This is a genomic window from Streptomyces sp. T12 (genome assembly GCF_028736035.1).
GTDB lineage: Bacteria > Actinomycetota > Actinomycetes > Streptomycetales > Streptomycetaceae > Streptomyces.
The window spans coordinates 5,699,568-5,722,738 of record NZ_CP117866.1 but is presented as its reverse complement, the minus strand read 5'-3'; the positions used below and the strand labels follow the sequence as shown (position 1 = coordinate 5,722,738).

Here is a 23,171-nt window from a genome sequence, read left to right as displayed (position 1 = left end):
TCACGCGCAACCCCCGGGCCCCGACGCCGAGCTCTTCCGACCACCACCGACGGCCTCCCCACCCGCCCACCCCCCACTGGGAATTCCCGACTCCGGCATCGACACGTCCGAGGGCCGGACGCTACTCGCGAGAGCCTGACGCCACTGGAGGTGAGGGCAGCCGGGTCTTGGTGGCGGCCCCACCCACGCGGGCCTCGAAGCACTCCCGTTCGCCGTCGGCCGACGCGGGCCGGAAGCAGGCCCGGACGGTGCTGCCGGGACGGACTTCGGTCATCTCGGTGTAGATGAAGGTTGCCGCGTCGTCCTTGTTCCTGATGCGCACGCTGTGGGTCGGGCCGCCTGCCGTGACGTCCACCCGGTCGCCGATCTCGGTCCCCCAGGTCCGGGCCCAGCTCGCACCGCACTTCTTGCTGTGGCGCAGCTCGACGTGGGCGCCGGTGGCCGTGCGGTACGAGGCGAGGGTGTCGGGGCCGAGGCCGCAGATCAGGCGCATCGGGTCCCGGCCCTCGCAGGCGGCTCCGTGGCATTGGGGAGCGAGGGAGAACGGGACGGAGGCCGGCAGCGGTTCGTCCTCCTGAGCCTCCGAGTCCGGCAGCAGGAGGAACAGCAGGGCCGCAGCACCACCGACGATCACTGTGTACGCCGACGCCAGCACCACCAGGAGCCTGCTCCCGCCAAGTCGCCGCCGCCCGGTCCCGGCGGGTGGTGGCGCCTCCTGAGGTTGTGGCCGCGGCGACTCGTCCGCGGGAGGGGCGGGTGCGGGGGCCACCGCGCGTCCGCTCCAGTGTGACTCGGCGATCTCCCACAGGGCCAGCAGCCGCCCGTCCGGTTCGTTCGCGAGCCGGCACAGTTCCCGTACGGCCTGGCGAGGAGGCAGGCTCTTGCCGTTGAGGTAACGCTCCCACGAGGACTTGCTGTACGGCGTTCGCTCAGCCAGCGCCGCCAGGCTCAGCCCCGCACCGGCCCGCAGCTCCCGCAGCGCCGCGACCAGCCGGGTGTGTTCCGCGGTCACTTCGGATCCGCCTCCCGCAGGGCCTGCCAGGTGGGCGGGTCGATGACTCCGTTCACGATCAGCCCGTTCTGCTTCTGCATGCGCTCGACCGCTCGGCGCGTCTTGGGGCCGAAGACGCCGTCGATCTCCCCCGGCGCGGTGCCCGCCCGGCTCAGCAGGCACTGCGCCTCGGCCACTTCGAGCCCCACGTGGGTGTTGGACAGGAGGATGTCCGTGGTCCGGCTCAGGCCCGCGTACCAGCGGCCGTCACGCTGCTCCAGCCGGCAGGTGTAGATGACCGGCACCATGGACTCCGACACGGTGGCCAGGGCCGTCGCGACAGCATCGCTGCGGTCGTGCGCGAGCTGGGCACGGGCCTCGGTGAGCCGCACGGCCAACAGGAGTGCGGCGGAGACGGACAGCGCCGTGACCACGGCTCCCGCCGTGAGCGCGACGCGCAGGTGACGCCCGTACGGCTGCTGCTCCGTGGGGGTGTGTTCCGGTGTCGCGGAGAAGTCCTCGGGGGTGTCGGTGGTGAACGCCCGTCCCTCCGCCCAGCGTTGGGCGGCGATCTCGTGCATCACCAGCAGCCGGTGCGGATCGTCACCGCCGACGCGGGCCATCGCCTCGACGGCCTCCCGGGGCGGCAGAGACCTGCCGTTCAGATATCGCTGCCACGACTTCGCGCTGTACCCGGTCTTCGCGGCCAGTTGACGGGCGCTCAGTTCGCTGCGGTCCTTCAGTTTGCGCAATCGCACGATCAGCTGGTGAACGTGTGGATGCAGTTCAGCAGGCAGCTCTTTCCAACGCGACATGTTCCCCCCGCTCGCGTCAGAGGCCGCTGGTCCGGCCCCCGTGTCCCGGTCTCATTCTGCATCAGCTGTCACGGGGATCACAGAGCGGGCACGACGCCCTGGTGCGACCCAGCCCTGGCGCGGAATCAGCCATTCCCTCTCGCCGCAGTCCCGCCGCAAGGACTCAGCCGGCGACATCTCCGCAGGTCAGTGCACGGGACGTCCCGGGATGAGGTCACTTCTGCGTCAGCTGTGGCCGAACATCACGCCGAACCCGCAGTCTCGTTGCGAAGCCGGCCGGTGCGGTCGGCTCCGACCAACGCACGTCAACGGAGGGGAACAGCATGCGAGCTCTCACCAAGGCACTCGTCAGTGTCACCACCGCCGTCGGGATCGCCGCCGGCGGCCTGGCCACCGCAGGCACGGCCATGGCGGCTCCCGCGCCGGCCCAGCAGCAGGCGGCGAGCGCCAAGGCCGTCACGCCGCTCGCGGTGCAGAACCTGGGGCTGACCCAGGCGGAGGCCCGGAACGTCCAGCGCTGGCTGGCGACGCACTGGGGCTACAACGACGCGATCGACGGGTACCTCGGCACCAACAGCTGGAAGGCGTTCCAGCGCTGCCTGGCGACGTACTGGGGCTACAACGACGCGATCGACGGAATCGTCGGCCCCAACACGATCAAGGCGCTGCAGCGCCTGCTGAAGGCCAACGGCTACTACAACGGCGCGATCGACGGCATCGCCGGCGACGGGACCAGGTCGGCGTTCAAGACGTGGGCCAACAGGCTCTGACGGACCAGCCGTCCCACGAACCCACCGCGGCCCGTCCCCTCATGCAGGAAGGGACGGGCCGCGCGTGTCCCTCCGGTCCGCCCGGTGATCCGGACGAAACGCCTGGCCGGGTCCGGTCCTTCGCCATCACTCCTGCAAGTGAAGATCCGCTGACGACAAGCATTCCAAGCCCTGGTCGGCCCACTCGGCTCGGCGTGCCACAACAAAAGGAATACGGGGAATCATGTCTCTTCGCAGCCGACTCACGCGCCGCGCGCGGGTCACGCTCATAGGCGTCGCCGCCGGAGGTGTCGCGGCCGCAATCGCCGTCGTACCGTCGCTCGCCGACAGCGACTCCTCGAAGCTGGCGACGGTCGCCGCCCAGAAGGAGACCGACTACGGGCCCGAGCCCGAGGCCGACAGCAAGCTCGTCACCCAGGTCAGCGAGCTGACGACCATGGCCACGGCCACGCTCTCGCCCGACACGATGATCAACCGGGCCCGTACCTGGCTCACGGCCGACAACGGAGCCCCAGTCCCCTACAGCATGGAGCGCACTTGGAAGGACGGCTACCGCCAGGACTGCTCCGGCTATGTCTCCATGGCGCTCGGGCTGGGGAAGCCCGGCCTGAACACCGTCGGGCTGGCCGACTCGCGCGTCACCACGCGGCTCAGCAGCACGAGTCAGCTCAAGAAGGGTGACCTGCTGCTCGACTACAGCACCACTGACGGCGATTTCCGTCATGTAGTGATCTTCGAGAAGTGGGCCGACACGTCGCACAGCGCCTACTGGGCGTACGAACAGCGCGGTACGTACGGCACGACCCACCGGCAGCTCAGTTACGGAATCGGCAGTGACAACTACGACCCCTTCCGCCCGGTCAATCTGGGTGATGGCGGTGGCGGCGGGCAGCTCCCGTCCCCGGGTGTCTCCTGGCCGATCCTCCAGAGCGGTTCCAAGGGTGCGGACGTGCAGTCCGCCCAGCAGCTGCTGACCGCGCGGGGCTACACGCTCGAGGCCGACGGCATCTTCGGCCCGAACACCCGCTCCGCGGTGATCCAGTTCCAGAAGTCCCAGTCCCTGGCCGCTGACGGCGTCATCGGCCCGAACACCTGGTCAAAGCTGACCACGACGGTGCAGTACGGCTCGTCCGGCCAGGCGGTGAAGGCAGCGCAGACGCAGCTGAACGTCTACGGCTACGGCCTCGCAGTCGACGGCGGGTTCGGCTCGAAGACGAAGTCGGCGGCGGTCGCCTTCCAGCAGAACCACCACTTGCAGGTCGACGGCGTCATCGGCCCGGAGACCTGGCGCGCCCTGCTCGGCACCCGCTGACGCGAGCGGTCCCGGCGGCCGGCCGACGGCTCCTTCCCACTGCGCCCGCAGCAGGAAGGAGCCGTCGCTGTACATCCGTGGAGCCGATGGAGGCGTGGCAGCGTCCCGAGGGCTACTGGCTGGGCACGGCACGCTCGTACGCCGACTCGCCGGGCTGGTCGGAGCAGGACCGATCGGGGGCGCACGGTGGTGCGACTGAACGCGGATGCGCTGGAAACGGCGCGCGTGGGACCCCGCGGATATGTGAGCGCTCCCCGGACCGGTGTGACTGAGCGCCTCAGTTGGCGAGTTTCGCCGACCCGGACGCTCAGAGTTCAGCTTGGGGACGTTGAGGAGCCGCCTCGGCACGCATGGGAACGGCTGCGCGACCGACCGGACGTCCAAGGATCGGCAGTCCGCCGGCCCCGGACGCGGGCTCCCAGCGGCCCCGTCCGCACGGTGTGCCCTTGGCGTGCCCGTAAGAGCGGTAAACCACGGTCAACAGCGGTGCGATCCCGCACCTTCGGGCCCTGGACCGAGAGACATTTGCCCAGGTCAGAAGCTATCTGGCCGCGCAAGCGCCGTCGCTTCCCAAGCTGAGAGCGCGAGTTCGATTCTCGTCACCCGCTCCAATACGAACCCCCAGGTCATCGACCCGGGGGTTACTTGTTGTCTAGTCCAATTCGGGGATGATTTATGTCAGTGGTCCCGGGGGTCAGGCCACCGCGTTCAACAGGTCGGCCAGCACGTCGGGCCGTTCCAGGGCGATGAAGTGGCCGGTCTTGGGGACCTGCGTGAAGTCGGCGGCCGGCAGCAACTCCTTGTTGGCCTGCCGGTCCGAAGGACGGGACCAGTCCTTCTCCCCGTAGACGAGGTGGATGGGCGCCTTGACCTCGCGGTAGCGCGAGCGGGCGGCGATGAGACTGGGCATGCTCTGATACACGGCCCGGGCGACGCTCGGGTAGCCGGGGCGGCGGCCCACCTGGAGGAGTTCGTCGACGTAGTCCTCCCGCAGCGCAGTTTTGTCGACCAGCCCGCCCTGCAGGATCCTGCGGACGACAGGCTTGGGCTCCACCCCGGCGACCACCGGGCCCACCCCCGGAGTGAGGACACCGCCGACCACCACACGGGCGAGAAGACTGGACCGGGCGATACCGCCGCGGAAGTCGTACGCGTTCACCGCGACGACGCGCCGGACCCGCTCGGGCAAGTCGGCCGCGGCGGTCAGGGCGAGCACCGCCCCCATGGACTCCCCCACCAACGTCACGTCGTGGAGGTCGAGTTCGGTCAGGAGCCGCTCGACGCCCGCGCGCATGGCCGGCTCGTCGTACGACGCCCCGGGCACGATCTCGGAGTAGCCCATCCCCGGCAGATCGAGGGCATACACGGTGTACTGGTCCGAGATCAGCGGGATGAGGGAGCGGAAGTGCTCGGCCTGCGTGCGCACGGTGTGCAGCAGGACCACGGGAGCACCGGTGCCCGCCTTGAGGTAGCGCAGGGTTCCCTCACGGCCGTCGAGCCCCGCGCGCGGGGCGATGGTGTGGCTGGTGGTCCCCGGAATGTGAATCGTGGGACGTGACTTGTGGCTGGGCATCTCGCCGACTCCTCGGATGTAAAGGGGGTTACTTCGCCAGCTGGGCGTACAGGCCGGCCAGTTCGCCGGCCAGGCCGGCCTTGACCTGCCGCGAGATGTCGTCGGCGAGCACCTCGTACGCGCCCGCCTCGACGCCGTCGAGGGCGAGTGCGGCGACGTCACGCGGGTCGGACTTGGGCGCCTCGACGTCCGCCGCCAGGTCCGTGTCGACGTAGCCGACGTGAAGTCCGGTGACGGCGATGCCGCGCGGCTGCAGCTCCAGGCGCAGGGAGTTGGTCTGCGACCACAGGGCGGCCTTGGATGCGCTGTAGGAGCCGCCGAGGGCCAGCCAGGAGAGCACGGAGTGCACGTTGAGGAGGTGGCCGCCGCCGTTGCGCTCGATGAGGGGCACGAAGGCGCGGGTGAGAAGCAGCGGGCCGTAGAAGTTGGTCTCGAACTCCCGGCGTACGTCGTCGACCGGGGAGTCGAGGAAGGACGCGCCGACCGAGGCACCGGCGTTGTTGATCAGCACGGTCACGTCTTGCGCCTGCGCCGCGGCGGCCGCCACGGAAGCCGGGTCGGTGACCTCCAGCGCCACCGGTACCGCGTCGGGGTGCGTCACCGTGCGCGGGTCGCGGGCCGTGGCGTAGACCTTGCCGGCACCGCGCGCGTACAGCTCTTCCACCAGGGCCTTGCCAATGCCTCGGCTGCCGCCGGTGACGAAGACGTTGGCGCCCTTGAGTGCGGTCATGACTGCCTCCACAGAATGAGAAACCGATCGGTTTCCATTAAGGTAAACCGATCGGTTTCCAAGCGCAAGCCCAACAGGCTCCCCGGGTTCACCGGGGCGTTCCGTACCCCTGGATCCCCGGGATGACGAGCTCTCCACCTGTCCGACCGGCCTGGTCGATGTCGGCGTCGCCCAAGTCGACTCGGAGTCTGGGCCGAGTTTCCCGACCATGCCGTAGAGCCACTCCGGGACGGTGTCGGGCGTGAGGTGGAGGCGGAGGACTGAGGGCAGGGGGATGCCTTCGATGCCGGAGAGGGTGCCCGTCAGGCTCTCGACGTACATGGTGGTGCGGTCGCCTCGCAGCATGGACGTCGGCCCGGACCAATTCGCGGGGCTGAGCCCTGATCACCTGGCGATCGATCACCAACGTCCGCAAGGAACTTGATCGACGGTCCGAGGAAGAGGCTCGCCGCTTGGGCTTGCGCGCAGAAACCGATCAGTTTACGGTGGTGAAACTGGTCGGTTTCTCGCCGTGATGGCAAGCCTGGAACCCGCATCCCTAGGAGCACGGATGACTGCCGCGCGCGACACCGAGGGGCAACCCACTCCTCCCAGGCTTCCGGCGAAACTGGCGGCCCACCCGTCGGTGCAGGCCGTACTCGCCCGGCGCAGGACCGGCGGCATCGCACGTCCGTCGGCGGTGATCGACGCGGAATGGCTGCGCGAGCTGTGCCTCGCGGCCGGCGCGGACGACGCGGCCGCGGTCAGCCTGGATCACCCCGATCTGGCCGGCGAACGCGAGCACGTACAGTCCGCGCTGCCCGGCACCCGCACCCTGATCGCGATGGCGGTGCGGATGAACCGCGACAACTGCCGCTCCCCGGCCCGCAGCGTGGCCAACCAGGAGTTCCACCAGGCCGACGAACAGGCCAACCACGCCGCCCGCAGCGTCACCCAGGCGCTCCAGGACGCCGGCTACCGCGCCCTCAACCCGTCCGTCGGCTTCCCCCAGGAGATGGACCGCTTCCCCAGCGAGCGGATCTGGGTGGTGGCGCACAAGACGGTCGCGGTGGCCGCCGGACTCGGCGTGATGGGCCTGCACCGCAACGTCATCCACCCGAAGTTCGGCAGCTTCGTCCTGCTGGTCACCGTCCTGGTGGACACGGAGGTGAGCGAGTACGGGCAGGCGCTGGACTACAACCCCTGCATCGACTGCAAGTTGTGCGTCGCCGCCTGTCCGGTCGGCGCCATCGCCAAGGACGGCGCCTTCGACGCGCTGGCCTGCACCACGCACAACTACCGCGAGTTCATGAGCGGGTTCACCGACTGGGCGCAGACGGTGGCCGACAGCGAGGACGCCGCCGACTACCGCTCCCGCGTCACTGATTCCGAGAGCGCCTCCATGTGGCAGAGCCTCAGCTCGCCGCCCGGCTACAAGTCCGGCTACTGCCTTGCCGTCTGCCCCGCCGGCGAGGACGTCCTGGGCCCGTACCTGGACGACCGCAAGACGTTTATGGACACCGTGCTGCGCCCGCTCCAGGACAAGAAGGAAACCCTGTACGTCCTGCCGGGCTCGCACGCGCAGGAGTACGCCCGGCGTCGCTTCCCCCACAAGCCCGTCAAGGAAGTCACCGGCGGCTGGCAGCCCCCGGCGAAACGCTCCGCGTCCACCGACCGAGAGACACGTACATCATGAGTGGCATTCCCCCCTTCCGCGTCCTGCGCGCCAAGCCTCTGTGGATCGCGAACGGCGTCATCACGGGCGTACTCGCGCTGCTGTTCGCCGTGTTCTACGTCGGCGCCAACATCGATCCGGCCGATCACCTGACCAAGCTGCCCGTCGGCCTGGTCAACGCCGACAAGGGAGCCACTGTCGGCGGCAAGGAGGTCGACCTCGGGGCTCAGATCACCGAGTCGATCAAGAAGTCGACCACGAGCGGGGACAGGATCGACTGGAAGGTGATGGACGAGAAGGAGATGAAGGAGGAACTCGGCAAGGGCAAGCTGTTCGGCGCGCTCGTCGTGCCCGCCGACTTCACCTCAGCCACCACCGCACTGACCGGCACCGCGCCCGCCGGGCCCCCGGCCCGCCCGACGCTGACAGTGCTGACCAACCAGTCCGCCGGCAGCCTGGGCTCCGGCCTGGCCCGGACGGTGACGACCCAGGCGGCCGAGAATGCCTCGCTCCAGGTGGGCAAGGAGCTGACCGCCCAGATCGGGACCGCGCAGGCGAAGTTGCCCGCAGCGGCACGCGTCCTGCTCGCCGACCCGGCTGCCGTCACGGTTGAGGACGGCCACCCCCTCGACTCACACAGCGGCCTGGGCCTGACGGCGTTCTACTACGCGCTCGTCCTCGTGGTCTGCGGCATGCTCTCCGCCAATGTCATCAGCAGCCAGGTCGACCACGCCCTCGGCTACACCCACAACGACGTGGGACCGCTGCGCCTGCACCGCCCGCTGATACGGGCCACCCGGGTGCAGACCCTCACCATCAGCAGCACCCTCATGGCCGGACTGTCCCTGCTGATGGGCACCCTGGTCATGGCCGGCGCGGTCGGCATCATGGGCATGGACGCCTCCCACCTGCCGCTCCTCTGGCTGTACTCGGTGTGCGCCATCGCGGTCTCGGGGATCGGCGCACTCACCCTCCTCGCGGTCTTCGGCACGCCCGGCATGCTGGTGGTCACGCTGGTCTTCATCGGGATGGCGGTACCCACGGCCGGTGCCACCACCCCCATCGAGGCGCTGCCCGGCTTCTACCGCTTCCTCGCCGAGTTCGAGCCGCTGCGGCAGATCACCGGCGGCATCCGCTCGATCCTCTACTACGACGCCCAGGGCGACGCGGGTCTGACGCGGGGCTGGGTCATGATGGCGGCCGGCCTCGTGGCGGCCGCGCTGTTCGGCTTCGGCGTACTGGGGTGGTACGACCGCAAGGGGCTGCATCGCATCCCGGTGGAGACGAAGCCCGAGAAGACCGCCGTCCCGGCGTGACGGCAGGTCACCCAAGACGGGCCATTACTCGGGGTGGCCCCGGTGTGTGTGGCCCCGCCGTGGACGACAGGCGCGCGCACCGTCATGGCTCGGCGACGGCCCTTTCCCCAGGCCGTCGCCGAGCCTCTCCCTCAGGACCCCAGGAAACCGATCGGTTTTTATTTCGTCCGCTTCGGGTTAACCTCGCGGTATGACCACCGAAGTGAAACTGAGCCCCAGGGAGCGGTTGCTGGAGGCGGCGGCCACGCTCACCTACCGAGACGGCGTCAGCATCGGCGTCGAGGCGCTGTGCAAGGCGGCCGGGGTGTCGAAGCGCTCCATGTACCAGCTGTTCGAGAGCAAGGACGAACTCCTGGCAGCAAGCCTGAAGGAGCGCTCCTCCGCCTACGTGGCGACTCTCCTGCCTGCGGCGGACGACAACCGTTCACCCCGCGAGCGGATCCTGCACGTCTTCGAGCAGGTGGAATCACAGTCCAGCGCCCCCGAGTTCCGCGGCTGCCGGTACCTGGCCGTGCAGGTCGAACTCAAGGACCAGAGTCACCCCGCGAGCCGGGTCGCCCATCAGGTCAAGGCGAACCTGACCGCCTTCTTCCGCGCCGAGGCCGAGCAGGGCGGGGCGGGCGATCCCGATCTGCTGGCCCGGCAGCTCAGCCTGGTCTTCGACGGCGCCAGCGCCCGCGCGGGAATCCAGGCCGACAACCTGACCGGGCTCATCGCACCCACGGTGACCACCTTGCTCGACGCGGCAGGCGTGCGCTGACGCGTCGGCCGTCCAGAAGACTCCCTCACCTCCCGGTGCTCGCGGGAAGCCCGATGGCCGTAAGCGTGTTGCCGAGCATGCCGCAAGCGAAGAAGCTTGCGGTCTCGTCGGCATCGGCGCCCAGCGACAGGTGCACGGTTTCCCAGATCCTCATCCAGCCGGCCCGGACGACCTCACCGATCAGGTCATCGCCCTGCGCCTCGGTGGCCGCCACGGCGGCATATCCCTGCATCTGCATCAGGAGCGTCTCGGGTCGCGTCGAGATCAGCTGCGCGTAAGCGTTCGCCATGGCTTGAAGAACCCGCTCGCCGCCCTCCGCCCCGTCGGCCGCCGTCTCGAAAGCCAGGCGGGTGTCGTCCATGCTCCGCACCAGAGCGGCGACGAAGATCGCCCTCTTGTCCGGGAAGAGCCGGAAGAGATACGGCTGCGTGACGCCGACCCGCTTGGCGATCGCCGCGGTGGAGGTGCCGTGGTAGCCGGCGATCGCGAACTCGGTGATCGCCGCGCGGGTGACGCTCTCACGCCTCTCCGGCGCACTGATCCTGCCCATGGCGACATTCTCCCTGCTTGAACTTGCACGCGGAAACCGATCAGTTTACTGTAGGGGAAACCGATCGGTTTCGAGTGAGCGCGGGAGTCCATGATGACGACAGATCAGCCGGTGGCACTCGTGACGGGTGCGTCATCCGGCATCGGGAAGGAAACCGCGCTCGCCCTGGTCGCAGCCGGATTCAACGTGGTCGGCACAAGCCGTGACACCTCACGCGTCACCCCGCTCGACGGCGTGACGTTCCTCGGACTCGACGTCGCCAGTGACACCTCGGTCGCCGCCACGGTCCAGGAGGTGAGCGAGCGGTTCGGGCGGATCGACGTCCTGGTCAACAACGCCGGCGTCGGCTCGATGGGTGCGGCGGAGGAGACCTCCGTCGAGGAGGCCCAGTCCGTCTTCGACACCAACGTCTTCGGGGTCATGCGCATGGTGAACGAGGTCCTGCCGCACATGCGCGCTCAGCGACGCGGGCGCATCATCAACATCTCGTCCGTGCTCGGGTTCCTGCCCCAGCCCTACATGGCCGCTTACGCCGCCTCCAAGCATGCGATCGAGGGCTACACCGAGTCCCTCGACCACGAGATCCGTGACCACGGCGTCCGGGCACTCATCGTCGAACCCGCCTACACCAGGACCGGATTCGAGGCCAACAGCGCGAAGCCCGACACCCCCCTGCACGCGTACGGGAAGCAGCGGCAGGCCGTCGACCGCGTCATGGCGGAGGCCGTCAGGGGCGGCGACGCCCCCGCCGTCGTCGCCCAGGCGATCGTCACGGCAGCGACCGACCCGAAGCCGAAGGCGCGCTACACCGCCGGCCCCCTGGCCGGACGCGCACGCGTACTGCGCCGTCTCGCTCCCGCCGGAGTCTTCGACAAGCAGATCCGCAAGATGAACCAGCTGGCCGACTGACGCGCACGCGCTGCCTGGGCTTTCCGGACAGCCGCCCCACCTCCACCAGACAGACGACACCTTGATGCCAGAGCGCAATCCCATCCTGATCACCGGTGCCGCCGACGAGATCGGTGGTGTGAGCCGGACGATGGTCGACATGCTGCTCGAACAAGGGCACCCGGTACGGGCATTCGTGCGCCAGGACGACGAACGCGCCCACTCGCTCCGCCAGGCCGGCGCCGAGGTCTTCGTCGGTGACCTGCTGACCGTCGCCGACGTGACCGCCATGCTGAAGGGGGTGCGGCGCATCTACTTCAGCATGAGCCTGTCGCCGTACTACACCGACGCCGTGAGCCTGATGGCCGCGGCGGCGCGGGCCCAGGGCGACATCGAGGTGTTCGTCAACATCTCCGAGTACGAGCAGTCGTTCATGACGTTCGACAAGATGACCGCACCGGAGGAAGAACGGCGCGCGTGGCTCGGCGGACTCATCGCCAACTGGTCGCCGCAGCAACGGGCCCACTGGGTCGCCGAGCAGGTGCTGGACTGGTCCGGCCTCCCGACCGTCAACATCCGCGGAGCCATGTTCGTCGAGAACCCCCTGATGACCTGGCTGGCACTGGATCCGCTGAGCAGAGGTGAACTGCGCCTGCCCTTCGGTGACCACCGGCTCGCACCCATCGCGGGCTACGACGTGGCCGAACTGTGCGTGAAGATCCTGATGGACCCGGCGCCGCACATCTCGAAGTCCTACGACCTCAACGGCCCGGAGCTGAAGGACATGCACGGGTTCGCGGAGGACTACGCCGCCGTCCTGGGCCGCCCGGTCACCTACGTTCCCGAAGACGTCGAGACCTGGAACGAGACCTACGTGGACCCCGCCCTGGCCGCGCTCCCACACACCGCGGAGCACCTGAAGACCCTGACCCGGCTGATGGGCGGCGGCGGGTACCGCGGCACCACCGACCAACTGGAGACCCTGCTCGGACGCCCGCCGAAGACCGTGCGCAGGGCGTTGGAGAACCATCCGCGCATCCGGAAACTGGCGGCTGCCTGAGCCGCTGAGAGACCCGGAGCAGGAGATGGACACCACACCGGAGCCCATAGGCCGAAGACGAGTCCATGTGCACTCGCAAGGACGCCGCGTGGTCGGCCTCGGCACCGGCAGACTCCGTGTAGAAAGCGGGCCACTTCAGCCCGACACCTGCCCGTCCTGGAGCGCCGTGCCCATAGCGTGCCCCTAAGGACGGACAACCACGGTCAACAACGGGGCCACCAAGCCCCCACACCAGCAGCGACTGTACGCATCTGCGCAGGTCAGACGGTGTGAGGCTCTGCAAGCGCCGTCGCTTCCCAAGCTGAGAGCGCGAGTTCGATTCTCGTCACCCGCTCCATGCGAAACCCCCAGGTCAAAGACCCGGGGGTTTCTTTGTTGTCTCGACCGGTGGGCGGGTGGCGCACCACAACCGCACCATTAGCCCCGGTCCACCTGCAACTGAGAGCCCATGCAGCGCGGCTTTCCCGGAGGACTGCCCGGCTCGGACCGTCGTGTCCTTGAGGGTCGCTCCTGAGCGGGTCGAAAGTGTGTGTCCGGTGTGACGAAGGTCGTAGAAGCGGAAGCCCTCAGGGAGGCCGACGGCTACGCGGGGGCGTAACGGCGGAAGCGGGCGGGGACGGTCTGCCATGGGCCGTAGCGGTCCGGCAGGTCACGCCAGGAATCCCCGTCCGGATCTTGTAAACCGTCCCGTTGATGACTTGCCGGTCCGACACCCGCGGCCGGCCCGTCGCAGCCCGCGGTATCAGAGGAGCCGGTAAGGCCCACTCCTGATCGGTGAGTTCATGACGACGTATCACCCCACCGTGATCCACCACCCGATGATCCATGAAGACGGAGCCTGGAACTGTCCGTTGCCGGCCGATCGCGACTGTCAGCCGATCGCGAGGGCGGCCGATGCATCGATGAGGGCGAGTTGGCCCGGGCCGGCTCTCCGGGTCCGGGCCTGTTCCACGAACCGGCCCAGCTCCGCACGGACGGTGGCCGAGTCGATGCGCTTGATCACGGGCAGCGTGACCTCGACGATCTGACAGGCGTCGTCGAGGCGGCCGACACCGGCCAGGGCTGTCGCCTGCCGAACCGCGAAGCGGGCCTGGGAGTTGCTGTCCGCCGGGACGGCCGGCCGGTGCCGGAGCTCGGCGGTGAAAAGGGCGGCGGCCGGCTCGAAGCGACGGAGGCTGAGCATGCAGGACGCCTCGATGAGCCGAGGGTTGCCGTTCTCGATGCGCGGGCCCCAGTGAGGGGTCCGGTCGCCGATGACCTCGGCGGCGTGGCTTCTGAACCGCTCCAGTGCCTCCCCGCAGGCCCCGGCATCGCCACGGCGCGCATGCCCCTGGGCCGCGCGCCGCGCGGCGTGCGCGCGGATCACCGGGTTGGCCGCAGGGTGCCCGGCCGCCTGGTCGGCGAATGTGATCGCCGCATCGGTGTCACCACGGTGCTGGGCGATGAACGCCTTGCGGACCAGGGCATACGCGGCCACCGTTTCGTCCCCGCCGCGTGCGCCCCAGCGGACCGCGAGATTCGTCCAGCGCAACGCCTCCGCGGGATTTCCCGCCTCTTGTGCCATCCACCCCGTGTATTCGGCGAACCTCGAGGCCAGCAGCCAGATCTCGGCACGCTGCTCGCCAACGGCGTGCGGACCGGCGTCCGTCAGGATCCGCGTGATCGACTTCATCGAAGCGGTGACGAACCTCGGTCCAGTGGATCTGCCGATGTCCTTCAGCTCCCCCAGGACCCGCTCGTAACCGGCGACCACGGGGCCGGCCTCGACGACGCCCTCGGCCCGGGCGCCGCGGCGGCCGGCCCCGGCCAGCTCGACAAGTTCCCCGCCGGTGCCGAAGGCCGCGTCGCATGCCGACGCCACAGCGGGCGTCGGGTTGCGCAACCCGCTCTCCAGATTGCAGATCTGCCCTTCGGATACGTTCGCACGCCGGGCGAACTCGCGCACGCTCCACCCCCGACGTGCCCGGAGTGTGGCCAGGACGACGCCGAAGTCGCCCGGCGGCAGACGCGTGCTGGTCGATCTCCCTGCCGGGACTATCCCTGCCGCACTGTCCGCCGGGTCCATACCGGCCAGCGTACGGAGCCTTGCGGCTGCTATTCAATCCCCGGCGAATAGCTACCGAGCGTGTACTCCACCCCTAGGGTGAGCACGATTCTTGGCGTCAACGCTTGCCACAGAGGGGGCAATTGTGCCGCGCATCTTCCTCAGCTTTCGCAAACCGGACTCCCGGTGGATGCGAGACCGCGTCTACCGCGCGCTGTCCGACCGCTTAGGTGCCAACGAGATCTTCAAGTCGGGCCAGTCGATACCGCCCGGGGCCGATTTCGCCGAGATCCTGCGGCGGCAGGCCGCCGAGTGCGAGCTCATGTGCGTACTGATCGGGCCAAGGTGGCTCGACGCGCGGGGCGAGGACGGTGTGCGGCTCCTGGACCGGGCTCACGACTGGGTCCGCCTGGAGATCGCGACAGCTCTGCGGGCGGGAAACCGCGTCGTCCCGGTCCTTCTGGGTGACGCGACGATGCTGCCCGACGCCTCGGCGCTGCCGGCCGAGATCGCGGAGCTGGCGCGCCTGCAGTTCCTCCGCGTTCCGGAGACCCATCTGCCGGACGGGCTGGCGCACTTGGGCGACGAGCTGACCGCCCTCCTGTCCGACGCCGGTACCGACACCGATGTCGATGCCGGTACCGCTCTCGAACCCGGGAACGGCACGGCGCCGGCCGTCGATCCGGAGCCGTCGGTGACCATGACGGCCCATGTGTCCGGCGGTGGCAGCGCATACCAGGCGGCCCGTGATCAGACGATCAGGCTGGCGTGAGGGGCGGGCGGACGATGGATCATCCCGGAGCAGACGGTGCTCATCGGATCGGACCGTATGCGCTGCTCGGAAGGCAGAGCACGGTCGGCGGGGGTGAAGTGTTCGCGGCCCGCACGGACGAGGGGCGACTCGTCACGGTCACGGTCGTGGCGCCCGAACTCGCCGCGGACCCGGGTTTCCGGGACCGGTTCCGAGCCGCGGTAGAGGCGGCACGGACGCTGTCCGGTGCCTTCCTCATGCCGGTGGTGGATGCCGACGCCGACGCGCCGGTTCCCTGGCTGGCTACCGAGTTCACCGCCGGACTGCCGCTCCGGCAGGCGGTGGACCGGCACGGCCCGCTGTCCGAACCGGCTCTGCGGGTGCTCGCCGACGGCCTCGCCCGGGCGCTGGCCGCGCTCCACGCGGCCGGGAGGGTCCACGGCGAGGTGAGCCCGGACTCCGTGCTGCTGACCATGAACGGGCCCCGCATCACCGCCCTGGGGATCGTGGGAGCCACCGGCAGTCCGGCGCCCTCACCGACGGACGACATGTTCGACCTCGGGTCGACCGTGCTGTTCGCGGCTTCCGAAGGCGAGCCGGACACGGACGCCCTCCCCGTGTCACTTCGCGAGGTGATCGGCGGCTGCCTGTACCCGGACCCGCCGGACCGTCCCACCGCCGAGCAACTCGTCGACTACCTGAGACGTCAGAACCTGCCGGACCTGGAGGGCAGTTGGCTGCCGCCGGCGGTGACCGCCGACATGGCCGCCGCGGCCGCGGCGGTGGGGTCGGCGTCCGCCGGGGGTGGTGGCCGGGGCCCCTTTCCTCCGCCGCCGGTGAGCGCCGCCGGGACAGGTGTCAGCCGCCGCAAGCTGATCATCGGTCTGGCCGGAGGCGCGGCCGTACTCGGCGGATCCGCGGCGGCAGTCGCCTTCTCCGGCGACTCGTCGCCGACACCCGGCGGCCGGGCCGACGGGTCCGGGTCCGGGTCCGGGTCCGGGTCCACTGCGCGGCCTACCGCTCCGTCAGGCGTGCGCTCGACGTCGGCCTCCGCGTCGCCGTCCTCGACGGACGGACCGGAAGCGATCGTTCTGGCCGGACCCGACGCCGCCAAGGCATGGTCGGGCGCCGGAAAGAACCGCCCCAAATGCCTGGAAGCGTCCGACAAGGTGGTCATGGTGGTCACGGACGCCGCCACGTCCTTCCTGGACACCACGACCGGAAAATCCGTGTTCTCCCCGCTGAACACGACCGTCTTCTTAGGCACGAGTTCCGACAGGTACCTGACGGCGTACGCGGACGGAGTGTTCTACCTGCTCTGCGACACACCGAGTCAGACAGGCTTGCTGGCGGCGTTCGACGCCGCCAGCGGGAAGACGAAGTGGGCGACCGTGATGGCCGACGTCGATCCCGGCGGCGGCTCGGATGCGCCGATGTACATCAGCCACTACGTGGCAGTCGCAGGGAACACGGTCTATGTATGCGGGACGTTGTCTCAGCGGAATTACTCCGCCGAGTCTCCGACCACCGGCTACATCCGTGCGTTCAACGCCGCGAACGGCAAGCGACTCTGGCAGGTCAAGGGCACGGACATCAACAACGTGCTCGTGCCGCCCTCCGGTTCTCACCTGCTGGCCACCTCGGCCGTTCCGAGCAAGGAACCCGGCCGCGTCCAGATGATCGACGCCGGCAGGAAAGGCGCCCGCGGCTGGAAGGTATCCGTCCCGGACGCCGCGTACTACTTCTCCACCGGCTGGCCGCTGACGTGCTACGCCGCCGGGCTGTTCCTGTTCGCCGGCGGCAACGGCGACACACTGTTCGCTGTCGACGCGGCCACGGGCAGCGAGAAGTGGCATCAGCGCTTCGCTGCGAAGAGCGGGGACCAGGTCCAGATCGGCACCCCGTTCTCCAGCCTGGACGGTGCGACCGTCTACGTACCGGTCGGCAGCGACCTGGTTGCCCTGGCCGCGGCCGACGGCACGATCCAGTGGGTCGCGAAGCTCGACGGGGCCAGCGACATAGGCACTTCCAACATGTTCAAAGCCTCCAGCAGGATTTCCGGCAGGAGCGCGCAGTGTTCGGCCGACACCGTCTTCGCCACCGACAACGCCAAGACGCTGTGGGCCATCGACGCGGCCACCGGCAGGGCCCGGTGGAAATACCGCGACCCCGGGCAGCCGGACTGGGGGTTTTTGTGGACGGTGGGCGGCGACCGCGTGTTCATCGCCTCCCACCTGACCATGACCGCGATCGCGGCCCACGGTCGGTAAGGGACAAGGAGAAGACATGGAGACGAGTGTGGAACTCGCCGGCCTGGCATCGGTGGCCGCGGCGCGCCTGATCGATCTGCTGGCGACGGACGGCTGGGCCGCGGTCAAGTCCTCGGTCCTGTCGCTGTGGCGGTCCGCGCACCCGGAGCGCGTCGATGAGGAACTCGCCGATGCGCGCGGCGAGTTGCTTCAGGCACAGCGGACGGGCGACGGCCAGGAGCTCCAGGGGCTGCTGGTCGCCGAGTGGCAGGCCCGCATCATCCGGCTGATGGCCACGCGGCCGGACGCCGTCGACGAGCTCCGCGCGCTGCTGGGCGGGGAACTGCGCACCGCCGAAACCCCGGAACAGCAGATCACGGGCTCGATGACGCTGGAGGCACACGTCTTTGGCGGCGACGCGTTCCTGGCCGGCCGGGACATGACCGTCACCAGAGGCGGACAGGCGTGACGGAACACGACACCGGGGCCGCGCCCCTCGACGGGCCCACCCCCGACGAGCCCACCCCCGACGAGCCACCCACCGACGGGCCCACCCCTGACGGTCCGCCCCCCTGGCAGCCGAAAGGGCTAAAGGCGACCGTGATGGGAGGGGGCAGCGCCTTCATGGCCGGCCGCGACATCCACGTTCGCTACGGCGACGAGGGACGCAGAACCGTGCCCGGCCCCGGCGCCGACCAAGTGCTGTGCCCGTACCCGGGCTTGGCCCCGTTCGGCGCGCAGGAGAAGCAGTGGTTCTACGGCCGTGAGCGAATGGTTCACCTCGTGTGCGAGCGGATGGACGCCCGGGTGCGTGAGGGCGGCCCGCTGGTGCTGATCGGCCCCTCGGGGGCCGGGAAGTCGTCCCTGCTCGCGGCCGGAGTGCTGCCGGCCCTGGACGACGGCCGGCTTCCCGTGGCGGGTTCGAGCACCTGGCCCCGGCTGCTGCTGACCCCGACGGCGTCCCCGGCCCTGGCACTGGCGGCCGCCGCCGGGCTCGACGCCGAGACCGCCCGGCGCACGGCACCACAGTGGCGGGCCGATCCCGCACAGTGCCTTGCCGAGCTGCGCGAGATCACCGTAGCCGGCGATCCGGCGCCGGCCGGGGAGTCCCCCTCCGCGGGCCTGGTCGTCGTGGTCGACCAGTTCGAGGAGGTCTTCACGGCCTGCGGCGACGAGACCGAACGGCAGTGGTTCATCGACGTACTGGACCGTCTGGCCCGGCCCGCGGGCGGTGCGGTCGTGGTGCTGGGAGTGCGCGCGGACTTCTATGCCGCGTGCACGGCCCATCCGCAGCTCCGGGCGGCGCTCCGGGCCGGACCGGTCCTGCTGGAGCCGATGACGGAGGACGAACTCAAGGAGGCGATCCGCCGCCCGGCCGACAACGTGGGACTCGACGTCGAAGACGGCCTGGTAGAAGTGCTGCTGGCGGACCTGGGCGCGGTCGGGGGACCGGTCGGTACGAGCACCACGGGCCGGCTGCCGCTGCTCGCACACGCGCTGCGGGCCACCTGGCAGCAGCGCCACGGCCACACGCTCACCGTGGACGGATACCGCGTCACCGGCGGCATCCAGGGCGCCATCGCCACCACGGCGAACAGGCTCTACGACACCCTGCCGCCGCCCTGCCGCGAGGCCGCACGGTGGGTGTTCCTGCGGCTCGTCATCGTGGGACGCGACGCCGACGACAGCCGCCGCCGCGTCCGGTACGACGAGCTGCTGCGCCACGCGCCGGACCGGGAAGCGGCCGAAAGAGTCCTGGACGACTTCACCCGTGGCCGGCTGCTGACCCGGGACCAGGACGACACGGTGGTGATGACCCATGAGGTGCTCATCCGCGCCTGGCCCCGGCTGCGGGACTGGATCGAGCACGACCGCAACGGGAACCTCGTACGACAGGATCTGGAGGAGGCGGCCGGGCTCTGGGAACAGGCCGGCCGGGAGGCAGCCGCGCTGTACCGTGGCAACCGCCTGGAGGCCGCCCTCGCCTGGGCCGAGACGCACGGGCCGGAACTCAGCGGCGCCGCCCGGGCGTTCCTGGCAGCCGCCCGCCACCACCAGCGGCGCGGGCAACGGCTCCGGCGCGGCGCGGTCGCCGCCATCACCGCGCTGGCCGTGGTCGCCTCGCTGGCCGCGGTGTTCGCCTTCCGGCAGGAGGCCAACGCCCGGGCCGCCGCCGACCGGGCCCTGCGAGCCCGCAACCAGGCCATCAACGCCGCCGTCACTTCCGCGTCCGTGCAACTGGCGCCGACCGATCCCTCGCTGTCCGCTCAACTCGCGCTGACCGCCTACCGCATGGACCCGACCCCGGAGGCGGCGTCCCGGCTCATCTCGACCGAGAACACACCGCTGGCCACCCGGCTTCCCGGCCCGCCCGGCGCGGTGTACACCGTGGCCTACAGCCCCGACGGGCACATGCTGGCCGCCGGGAACGTTTACCAGAGGCTCGTCCGGCTGTGGGACGTCTCCGATCCCAGCCGTCCGCTGGCGCTGGGCAAACCCGTGCCCGTGGACCGTTCCGTCGATTCGATCCTTTCGCTCGCGTTCAGCCCGGACGGCCGGGTGCTGGCCATCGGCGGCCACACCAACCACAACGGCGACGCCGGTTCCGGCGGATTCGTCGACCTGTGGAGCCTGACCAGCCCCAGCCACCCAGACCTGCTCGGCCGGCTGAAGAGTCCCGCCATCAAGGGCTGGGACGCCGCGGTCTCCATCGAATCGCTGGCGTTCAGCCCCGACGGCCGTACCCTGGCCGCCGGACGGCGCAACGGACTCGTCAGCCTGTGGAACGTCACCCGCCCCGACGACGTCGACCCCGCGCGAGCGCCCCTGAACCTCGACTGCTCCGACGGCTTCTCCCACAGCATCGCGTTCAGCCCCGACGGGCACACCCTGGCCGCCGCATGCGACGACGACGCCGGCACCATCAGGCTGTGGAACACCACCGACCCGGCCCACCCCGGCCGCGGCCGCTCCCTGAAGGCCGGGCATCCCGTCACCTCCCTGGCGTTCAGCCCCGACAGCCGCACCATGGCCGCCGGATCCAGCGACAGCAAGGTCCACCTGTGGGAGGTCGCGGACCCCGGCCACCCCGCCCCCCTGGGCAAGCCGCTGACGGGTCCCGCGCAGCCCGTCATGTCGGTGGCGTTCAGCCCGGACGGGCACACCCTGGCGGCCGGCAGCGCCGACCACAGCATCTATCTGTGGAACGTCACCCACCCCAAGACCATCGGCCCTCTGGGCCGGCCGCTGACCGGTCCCGGCGACGGGGTGACCGACGTGGCGTTCAGCCCGGACAGCCGCACCCTCGCCGCCGGGAACAGCGACGGCAACGTCGATCTGTGGAATCTGCCGCCGACCCGGATCGCCGGCGCCGGCGGCAATGTGGCATCCGTGGCGTTCAGCCCCGACGGGCGCACCCTGGCCGCCGGAAACCAGAACAAGACCGTCTCGCTGTGGAACACCGCCGACCCCCGCCATCCCGTTCCCCGCGGTGATCCGCTCACCGGTCCCAAGGCCCCGGTCAACGCCGTGGCGTTCAGCCCGGACGGGCGCACCCTGGCCGCCGGCGACAGCGACGGCACCGTCACGTTGTGGAGCACCGTCGACCCCAGCCGTCCCGTTCGCCTCCGTGAGACCCTCACCGGGGCGGACGGGCTCATCTTCTCCCTGGCGTTCAGCCCGGACGGCCACACCCTGGCCGCGGCCGGCGACAACGCGCTTGGCAGCATCGCCCTGTGGGACGTCAGCGACCCCGCGAGCCCCGAGTCCATGGCCACCACCATCTCCAATTCCGACACGTCGTCCGTCCAATCCCTGGCGTTCAGCCGCGACGGCACGATGCTGGCTGCCGGCGGCGACGGCAGCAACGGCAAGGTCGGCCTGTGGAGTACGACGGACCCCGGGGTCCGCATCGGAAAGCCGATCGACCAGCCGGCCGGCACCAGCACCTGGGTGGCGTTCAGCCCGGACGGCCGCACGCTCGCCACCGGGAACAGCCGCGGCACCGTCACCCTGTGGGATGCCACGGACCCCAACGACCTCACGCGCAGGGGCAGTCCCCTGACGGTACCCGGCGGCAGCCTGTGGTCGGTGGCGTTCAGCCCGGACGGGCACACCCTCGCAGCGGCCGGCCACACCGACAACGGCACCATCAACCTGTGGAACGTCACCGATCCCGACCACCCCGCCCCCATCGGCCGACCGCTGACCGTGGAGACCGGATTCGTCGCCGTTCTCGCGTTCAGCCCGGACGGTCGCACCCTGGCCGCCACCACCGACGACGGCGTGGCCACGCTCTGGGACCTGAACGTCGAGTCCGCCATCAGCCGTATCTGCGCCGGGAGTTCCGGCGCCCTGAGCCGACAGCAATGGAGCCGATACCTTTTCAAACTGCCGTACGACCCACCCTGTGTGACCACCTAGGACCCGTCTTCGAACGGATCTTGACGTGCTGACCGGATGCCCTGGCGCCTGATGGCCCTTCTGCAGGCATCCTGCCGGTGCTGGACGGGTTCGATGAACTCGGTGCCAGCGGGAGATCACGGGCAGTGGTCGTTCCTCAGACGGCCGTTCGAGCAGCCTCAGCCTGCTCCGCGACTTCAGAACCCTTGAAGCCATGTGGTCCGGTCATGCACGCGGGGCGGGCCAGGAGTCGAGGGGGAGCGGGCCGCGGTCGATGACGGTGCGGATGCAGAAGGTGCTGCGGGCGTCGCGAACGGGACCGATGGCCAGGATCTGGTCGGTGAGCACCTTTTCGAAGGTGCGCAGGTCCGGCACGGCCAGCTCGACGAGGAAGTCGGCGTCGCCGGAGACCACATGGCAGGCGACCACGTGGTCGATCGCCTTCAGTGCCTCTTCGACCACCTGGGAGGTGGTGCGGGAGTGCTCGACCTTGAGGGAGAGGAACACCGTCAGCCCGAGGCCGAGACGCTCGCGGTCCAGATCGGCCCGGTAGCCGGCCAGGACCCCGTCCTCCTCCAGCGCCTTGGTGCGGCGCAGGCAGGACGAGGGTGACAGGCGTACGGCCTCGGCGAGGTCGACGTTGGGGGTGCGTCCCTGGCGCTGGAGGTGGTCCAGGATCGCCCGGTCGATACGGTCGTACAAGGGTCGTGGCATGAAATGCGACATAACGGCCACTTCGACGAACAATCCTCCGCCACAGGGCCGTCTGGGCACTTACTACGCCATCGCATGCCGGGCTCGGCGGCGCATTCTGGTCACGCGCCGCGGCCGCGAAGTCGGTCCCGCTGCCACCTCCGTACCCCCTCTCACCGCCTTCGGACTGCCTCATGCACCCCTTCCCCCTGGAACCCGACCGCGCCACGATGACTGAAATGGGCCGTCTCGTCCTGAACCGTGTCGTCGACCGCACCGAGACCCTCGCGGCACGCCCCGCGACCAGCCCCCTGTCCCCGCGGGCCGAGGCCGAGCTCGTGGAGTCCTTCAAAGTCGACCTGGACCAGCCTGTGCACCGCTACCTGCCCGAGTTCACCATGGCCGACCGGCGCTCCCAGGAGCGCACGACGTTCTCCCGTGCGCACCCCCGCTGGTTCACCGCCGGCGGCCACGGTGTCGTCACCACCGCGGACGACCTCTCCCAGTGGCTGATCGCCCAGAACAACCGAGGGTGACAAACCACTCGGCACAGGGGGCGAGCACGAGGTCCTCCGCCCCGTCTGACGCCCAAGCGCTCCAACCGATCGCACATG

Annotated in this window: 20 protein-coding genes and 1 pseudogene; 12 read left to right on the top strand and 9 right to left on the bottom strand. The window is 69.9% G+C overall.

Annotation, left to right across the window (positions count from 1 at the left end; genetic code table 11):
* Positions 1-121 precede the first annotated feature (121 nt).
* Together PBV52_RS25725 and PBV52_RS25720 are read right to left on the bottom strand one after the other, a co-directional pair.
* Positions 122-1,012 (bottom strand): XRE family transcriptional regulator, encoded by an 891-nt coding sequence (locus tag PBV52_RS25725; protein WP_274241368.1) that lies wholly within the window; start codon positions 1,010-1,012, stop codon positions 122-124.
* A complete protein-coding gene (locus PBV52_RS25720) occupies positions 1,009-1,806 on the bottom strand; it encodes a peptidoglycan-binding protein (RefSeq protein ID WP_274241367.1) in 798 nt (265 codons plus the stop codon). The genes PBV52_RS25725 and PBV52_RS25720 overlap by 4 nt, the downstream gene beginning before the upstream one ends.
* A 323-nt stretch (positions 1,807-2,129) precedes the next feature.
* Between PBV52_RS25720 and PBV52_RS25715 the strand changes: the two genes are divergently transcribed.
* Together PBV52_RS25715 and PBV52_RS25710 are read left to right on the top strand one after the other, a co-directional pair.
* Complete coding sequence (locus PBV52_RS25715) at positions 2,130-2,576, top strand: peptidoglycan-binding protein (RefSeq protein WP_274241366.1); 447 nt, start codon at positions 2,130-2,132, stop codon at positions 2,574-2,576.
* Positions 2,577-2,799: 223 nt separating this feature from the next.
* Positions 2,800-3,888 carry a peptidoglycan-binding protein gene (locus PBV52_RS25710; RefSeq protein ID WP_274241365.1) on the top strand — a complete coding sequence of 363 codons (1,089 nt, stop codon included), beginning with the start codon at positions 2,800-2,802 and terminating at the stop codon, positions 3,886-3,888.
* Between the two features lie 694 nt (positions 3,889-4,582).
* Here the strand turns inward: PBV52_RS25710 and PBV52_RS25705 are convergent.
* Complete coding sequence (locus tag PBV52_RS25705) at positions 4,583-5,461, bottom strand: alpha/beta fold hydrolase (protein WP_274241363.1); 879 nt, start codon at positions 5,459-5,461, stop codon at positions 4,583-4,585.
* Between the two features lie 28 nt (positions 5,462-5,489).
* Entirely contained in the window at positions 5,490-6,191 is a 702-nt protein-coding gene (locus tag PBV52_RS25700) for an SDR family oxidoreductase (RefSeq protein WP_274241362.1), read from the bottom strand.
* A gap of 550 nt (positions 6,192-6,741) precedes the next feature.
* Between PBV52_RS25700 and PBV52_RS25695 the strand changes: the two genes are divergently transcribed.
* The 3 genes from PBV52_RS25695 (at position 6,742) to PBV52_RS25685 (ending at position 9,921) form a co-directional block, all read left to right on the top strand.
* On the top strand, positions 6,742-7,866 hold the full coding sequence (locus PBV52_RS25695) for a 4Fe-4S binding protein (protein WP_274241361.1): 1,125 nt from the start codon (positions 6,742-6,744) through the stop codon (positions 7,864-7,866).
* On the top strand, positions 7,863-9,161 hold the full coding sequence (locus tag PBV52_RS25690) for an SNG1 family protein (protein ID WP_274241360.1): 1,299 nt from the start codon (positions 7,863-7,865) through the stop codon (positions 9,159-9,161). The genes PBV52_RS25695 and PBV52_RS25690 overlap by 4 nt, the downstream gene beginning before the upstream one ends.
* A gap of 190 nt (positions 9,162-9,351) precedes the next feature.
* Entirely contained in the window at positions 9,352-9,921 is a 570-nt protein-coding gene (locus PBV52_RS25685) for a TetR/AcrR family transcriptional regulator (protein WP_274241359.1), read from the top strand.
* A gap of 25 nt (positions 9,922-9,946) precedes the next feature.
* Here PBV52_RS25685 and PBV52_RS25680 read toward each other — a convergent pair whose 3' ends face one another.
* Complete coding sequence (locus PBV52_RS25680; protein WP_274241358.1) at positions 9,947-10,471, bottom strand: TetR/AcrR family transcriptional regulator; 525 nt, start codon at positions 10,469-10,471, stop codon at positions 9,947-9,949.
* 93 nt (positions 10,472-10,564) lie between these two features.
* Here PBV52_RS25680 and PBV52_RS25675 point away from each other — a divergent pair, with 93 nt between their 5' ends.
* The gene (locus PBV52_RS25675; RefSeq protein WP_274241357.1) at positions 10,565-11,380 is read left to right on the top strand and encodes an oxidoreductase; all 816 of its coding nucleotides are present in this window, start codon (positions 10,565-10,567) and stop codon (positions 11,378-11,380) included.
* A gap of 64 nt (positions 11,381-11,444) precedes the next feature.
* A complete protein-coding gene (locus PBV52_RS25670) occupies positions 11,445-12,419 on the top strand; it encodes an NmrA family NAD(P)-binding protein (protein WP_274241355.1) in 975 nt (324 codons plus the stop codon).
* A 451-nt stretch (positions 12,420-12,870) separates the two neighbouring features.
* Here PBV52_RS25670 and PBV52_RS25665 read toward each other — a convergent pair.
* From PBV52_RS25665 to PBV52_RS25655, 3 genes and pseudogenes are all read right to left on the bottom strand, one after another.
* A pseudogene (locus PBV52_RS25665) lies at positions 12,871-13,014 on the bottom strand (site-specific integrase); the annotation flags it as partial.
* Entirely contained in the window at positions 12,986-13,246 is a 261-nt protein-coding gene (locus PBV52_RS51815; protein WP_373921906.1) for a transposase, read from the bottom strand. The gene PBV52_RS51815 and the pseudogene PBV52_RS25665, both read right to left, overlap by 29 nt.
* 44 nt (positions 13,247-13,290) lie before the next feature.
* Positions 13,291-14,484 carry a helix-turn-helix transcriptional regulator gene (locus tag PBV52_RS25655; RefSeq protein ID WP_274241354.1) on the bottom strand — a complete coding sequence of 398 codons (1,194 nt, stop codon included), beginning with the start codon at positions 14,482-14,484 and terminating at the stop codon, positions 13,291-13,293.
* Positions 14,485-14,608: 124 nt separating this feature from the next.
* Here PBV52_RS25655 and PBV52_RS25650 point away from each other — a divergent pair, with 124 nt between their 5' ends.
* The 4 genes from PBV52_RS25650 to PBV52_RS25635 are packed head-to-tail and all read left to right on the top strand — an operon-like array spanning position 14,609 to position 21,885.
* Positions 14,609-15,235: a toll/interleukin-1 receptor domain-containing protein gene (locus PBV52_RS25650; protein ID WP_274241353.1), complete on the top strand. Its 627-nt coding sequence runs from the start codon at positions 14,609-14,611 to the stop codon at positions 15,233-15,235.
* A gap of 14 nt (positions 15,236-15,249) precedes the next feature.
* Positions 15,250-17,484: a PQQ-binding-like beta-propeller repeat protein gene (locus PBV52_RS25645; protein ID WP_274241352.1), complete on the top strand. Its 2,235-nt coding sequence runs from the start codon at positions 15,250-15,252 to the stop codon at positions 17,482-17,484.
* Positions 17,485-17,500: 16 nt separating this feature from the next.
* Positions 17,501-17,932 carry a hypothetical protein gene (locus tag PBV52_RS25640; RefSeq protein WP_274241351.1) on the top strand — a complete coding sequence of 144 codons (432 nt, stop codon included), beginning with the start codon at positions 17,501-17,503 and terminating at the stop codon, positions 17,930-17,932.
* Positions 17,929-21,885 (top strand): NACHT and WD repeat domain-containing protein, encoded by a 3,957-nt coding sequence (locus PBV52_RS25635; protein WP_274241350.1) that lies wholly within the window; start codon positions 17,929-17,931, stop codon positions 21,883-21,885. The genes PBV52_RS25640 and PBV52_RS25635 overlap by 4 nt, the downstream gene beginning before the upstream one ends.
* 204 nt (positions 21,886-22,089) lie before the next feature.
* Here the strand turns inward: PBV52_RS25635 and PBV52_RS25630 are convergent, their stop codons facing one another.
* On the bottom strand, positions 22,090-22,578 hold the full coding sequence (locus PBV52_RS25630; RefSeq protein WP_274241349.1) for an Lrp/AsnC family transcriptional regulator: 489 nt from the start codon (positions 22,576-22,578) through the stop codon (positions 22,090-22,092).
* A gap of 218 nt (positions 22,579-22,796) precedes the next feature.
* Here PBV52_RS25630 and PBV52_RS25625 point away from each other — a divergent pair, with 218 nt between their 5' ends.
* Positions 22,797-23,093 carry a hypothetical protein gene (locus tag PBV52_RS25625; RefSeq protein WP_274241348.1) on the top strand — a complete coding sequence of 99 codons (297 nt, stop codon included), beginning with the start codon at positions 22,797-22,799 and terminating at the stop codon, positions 23,091-23,093.
* Positions 23,094-23,171: the final 78 nt, after the last annotated feature.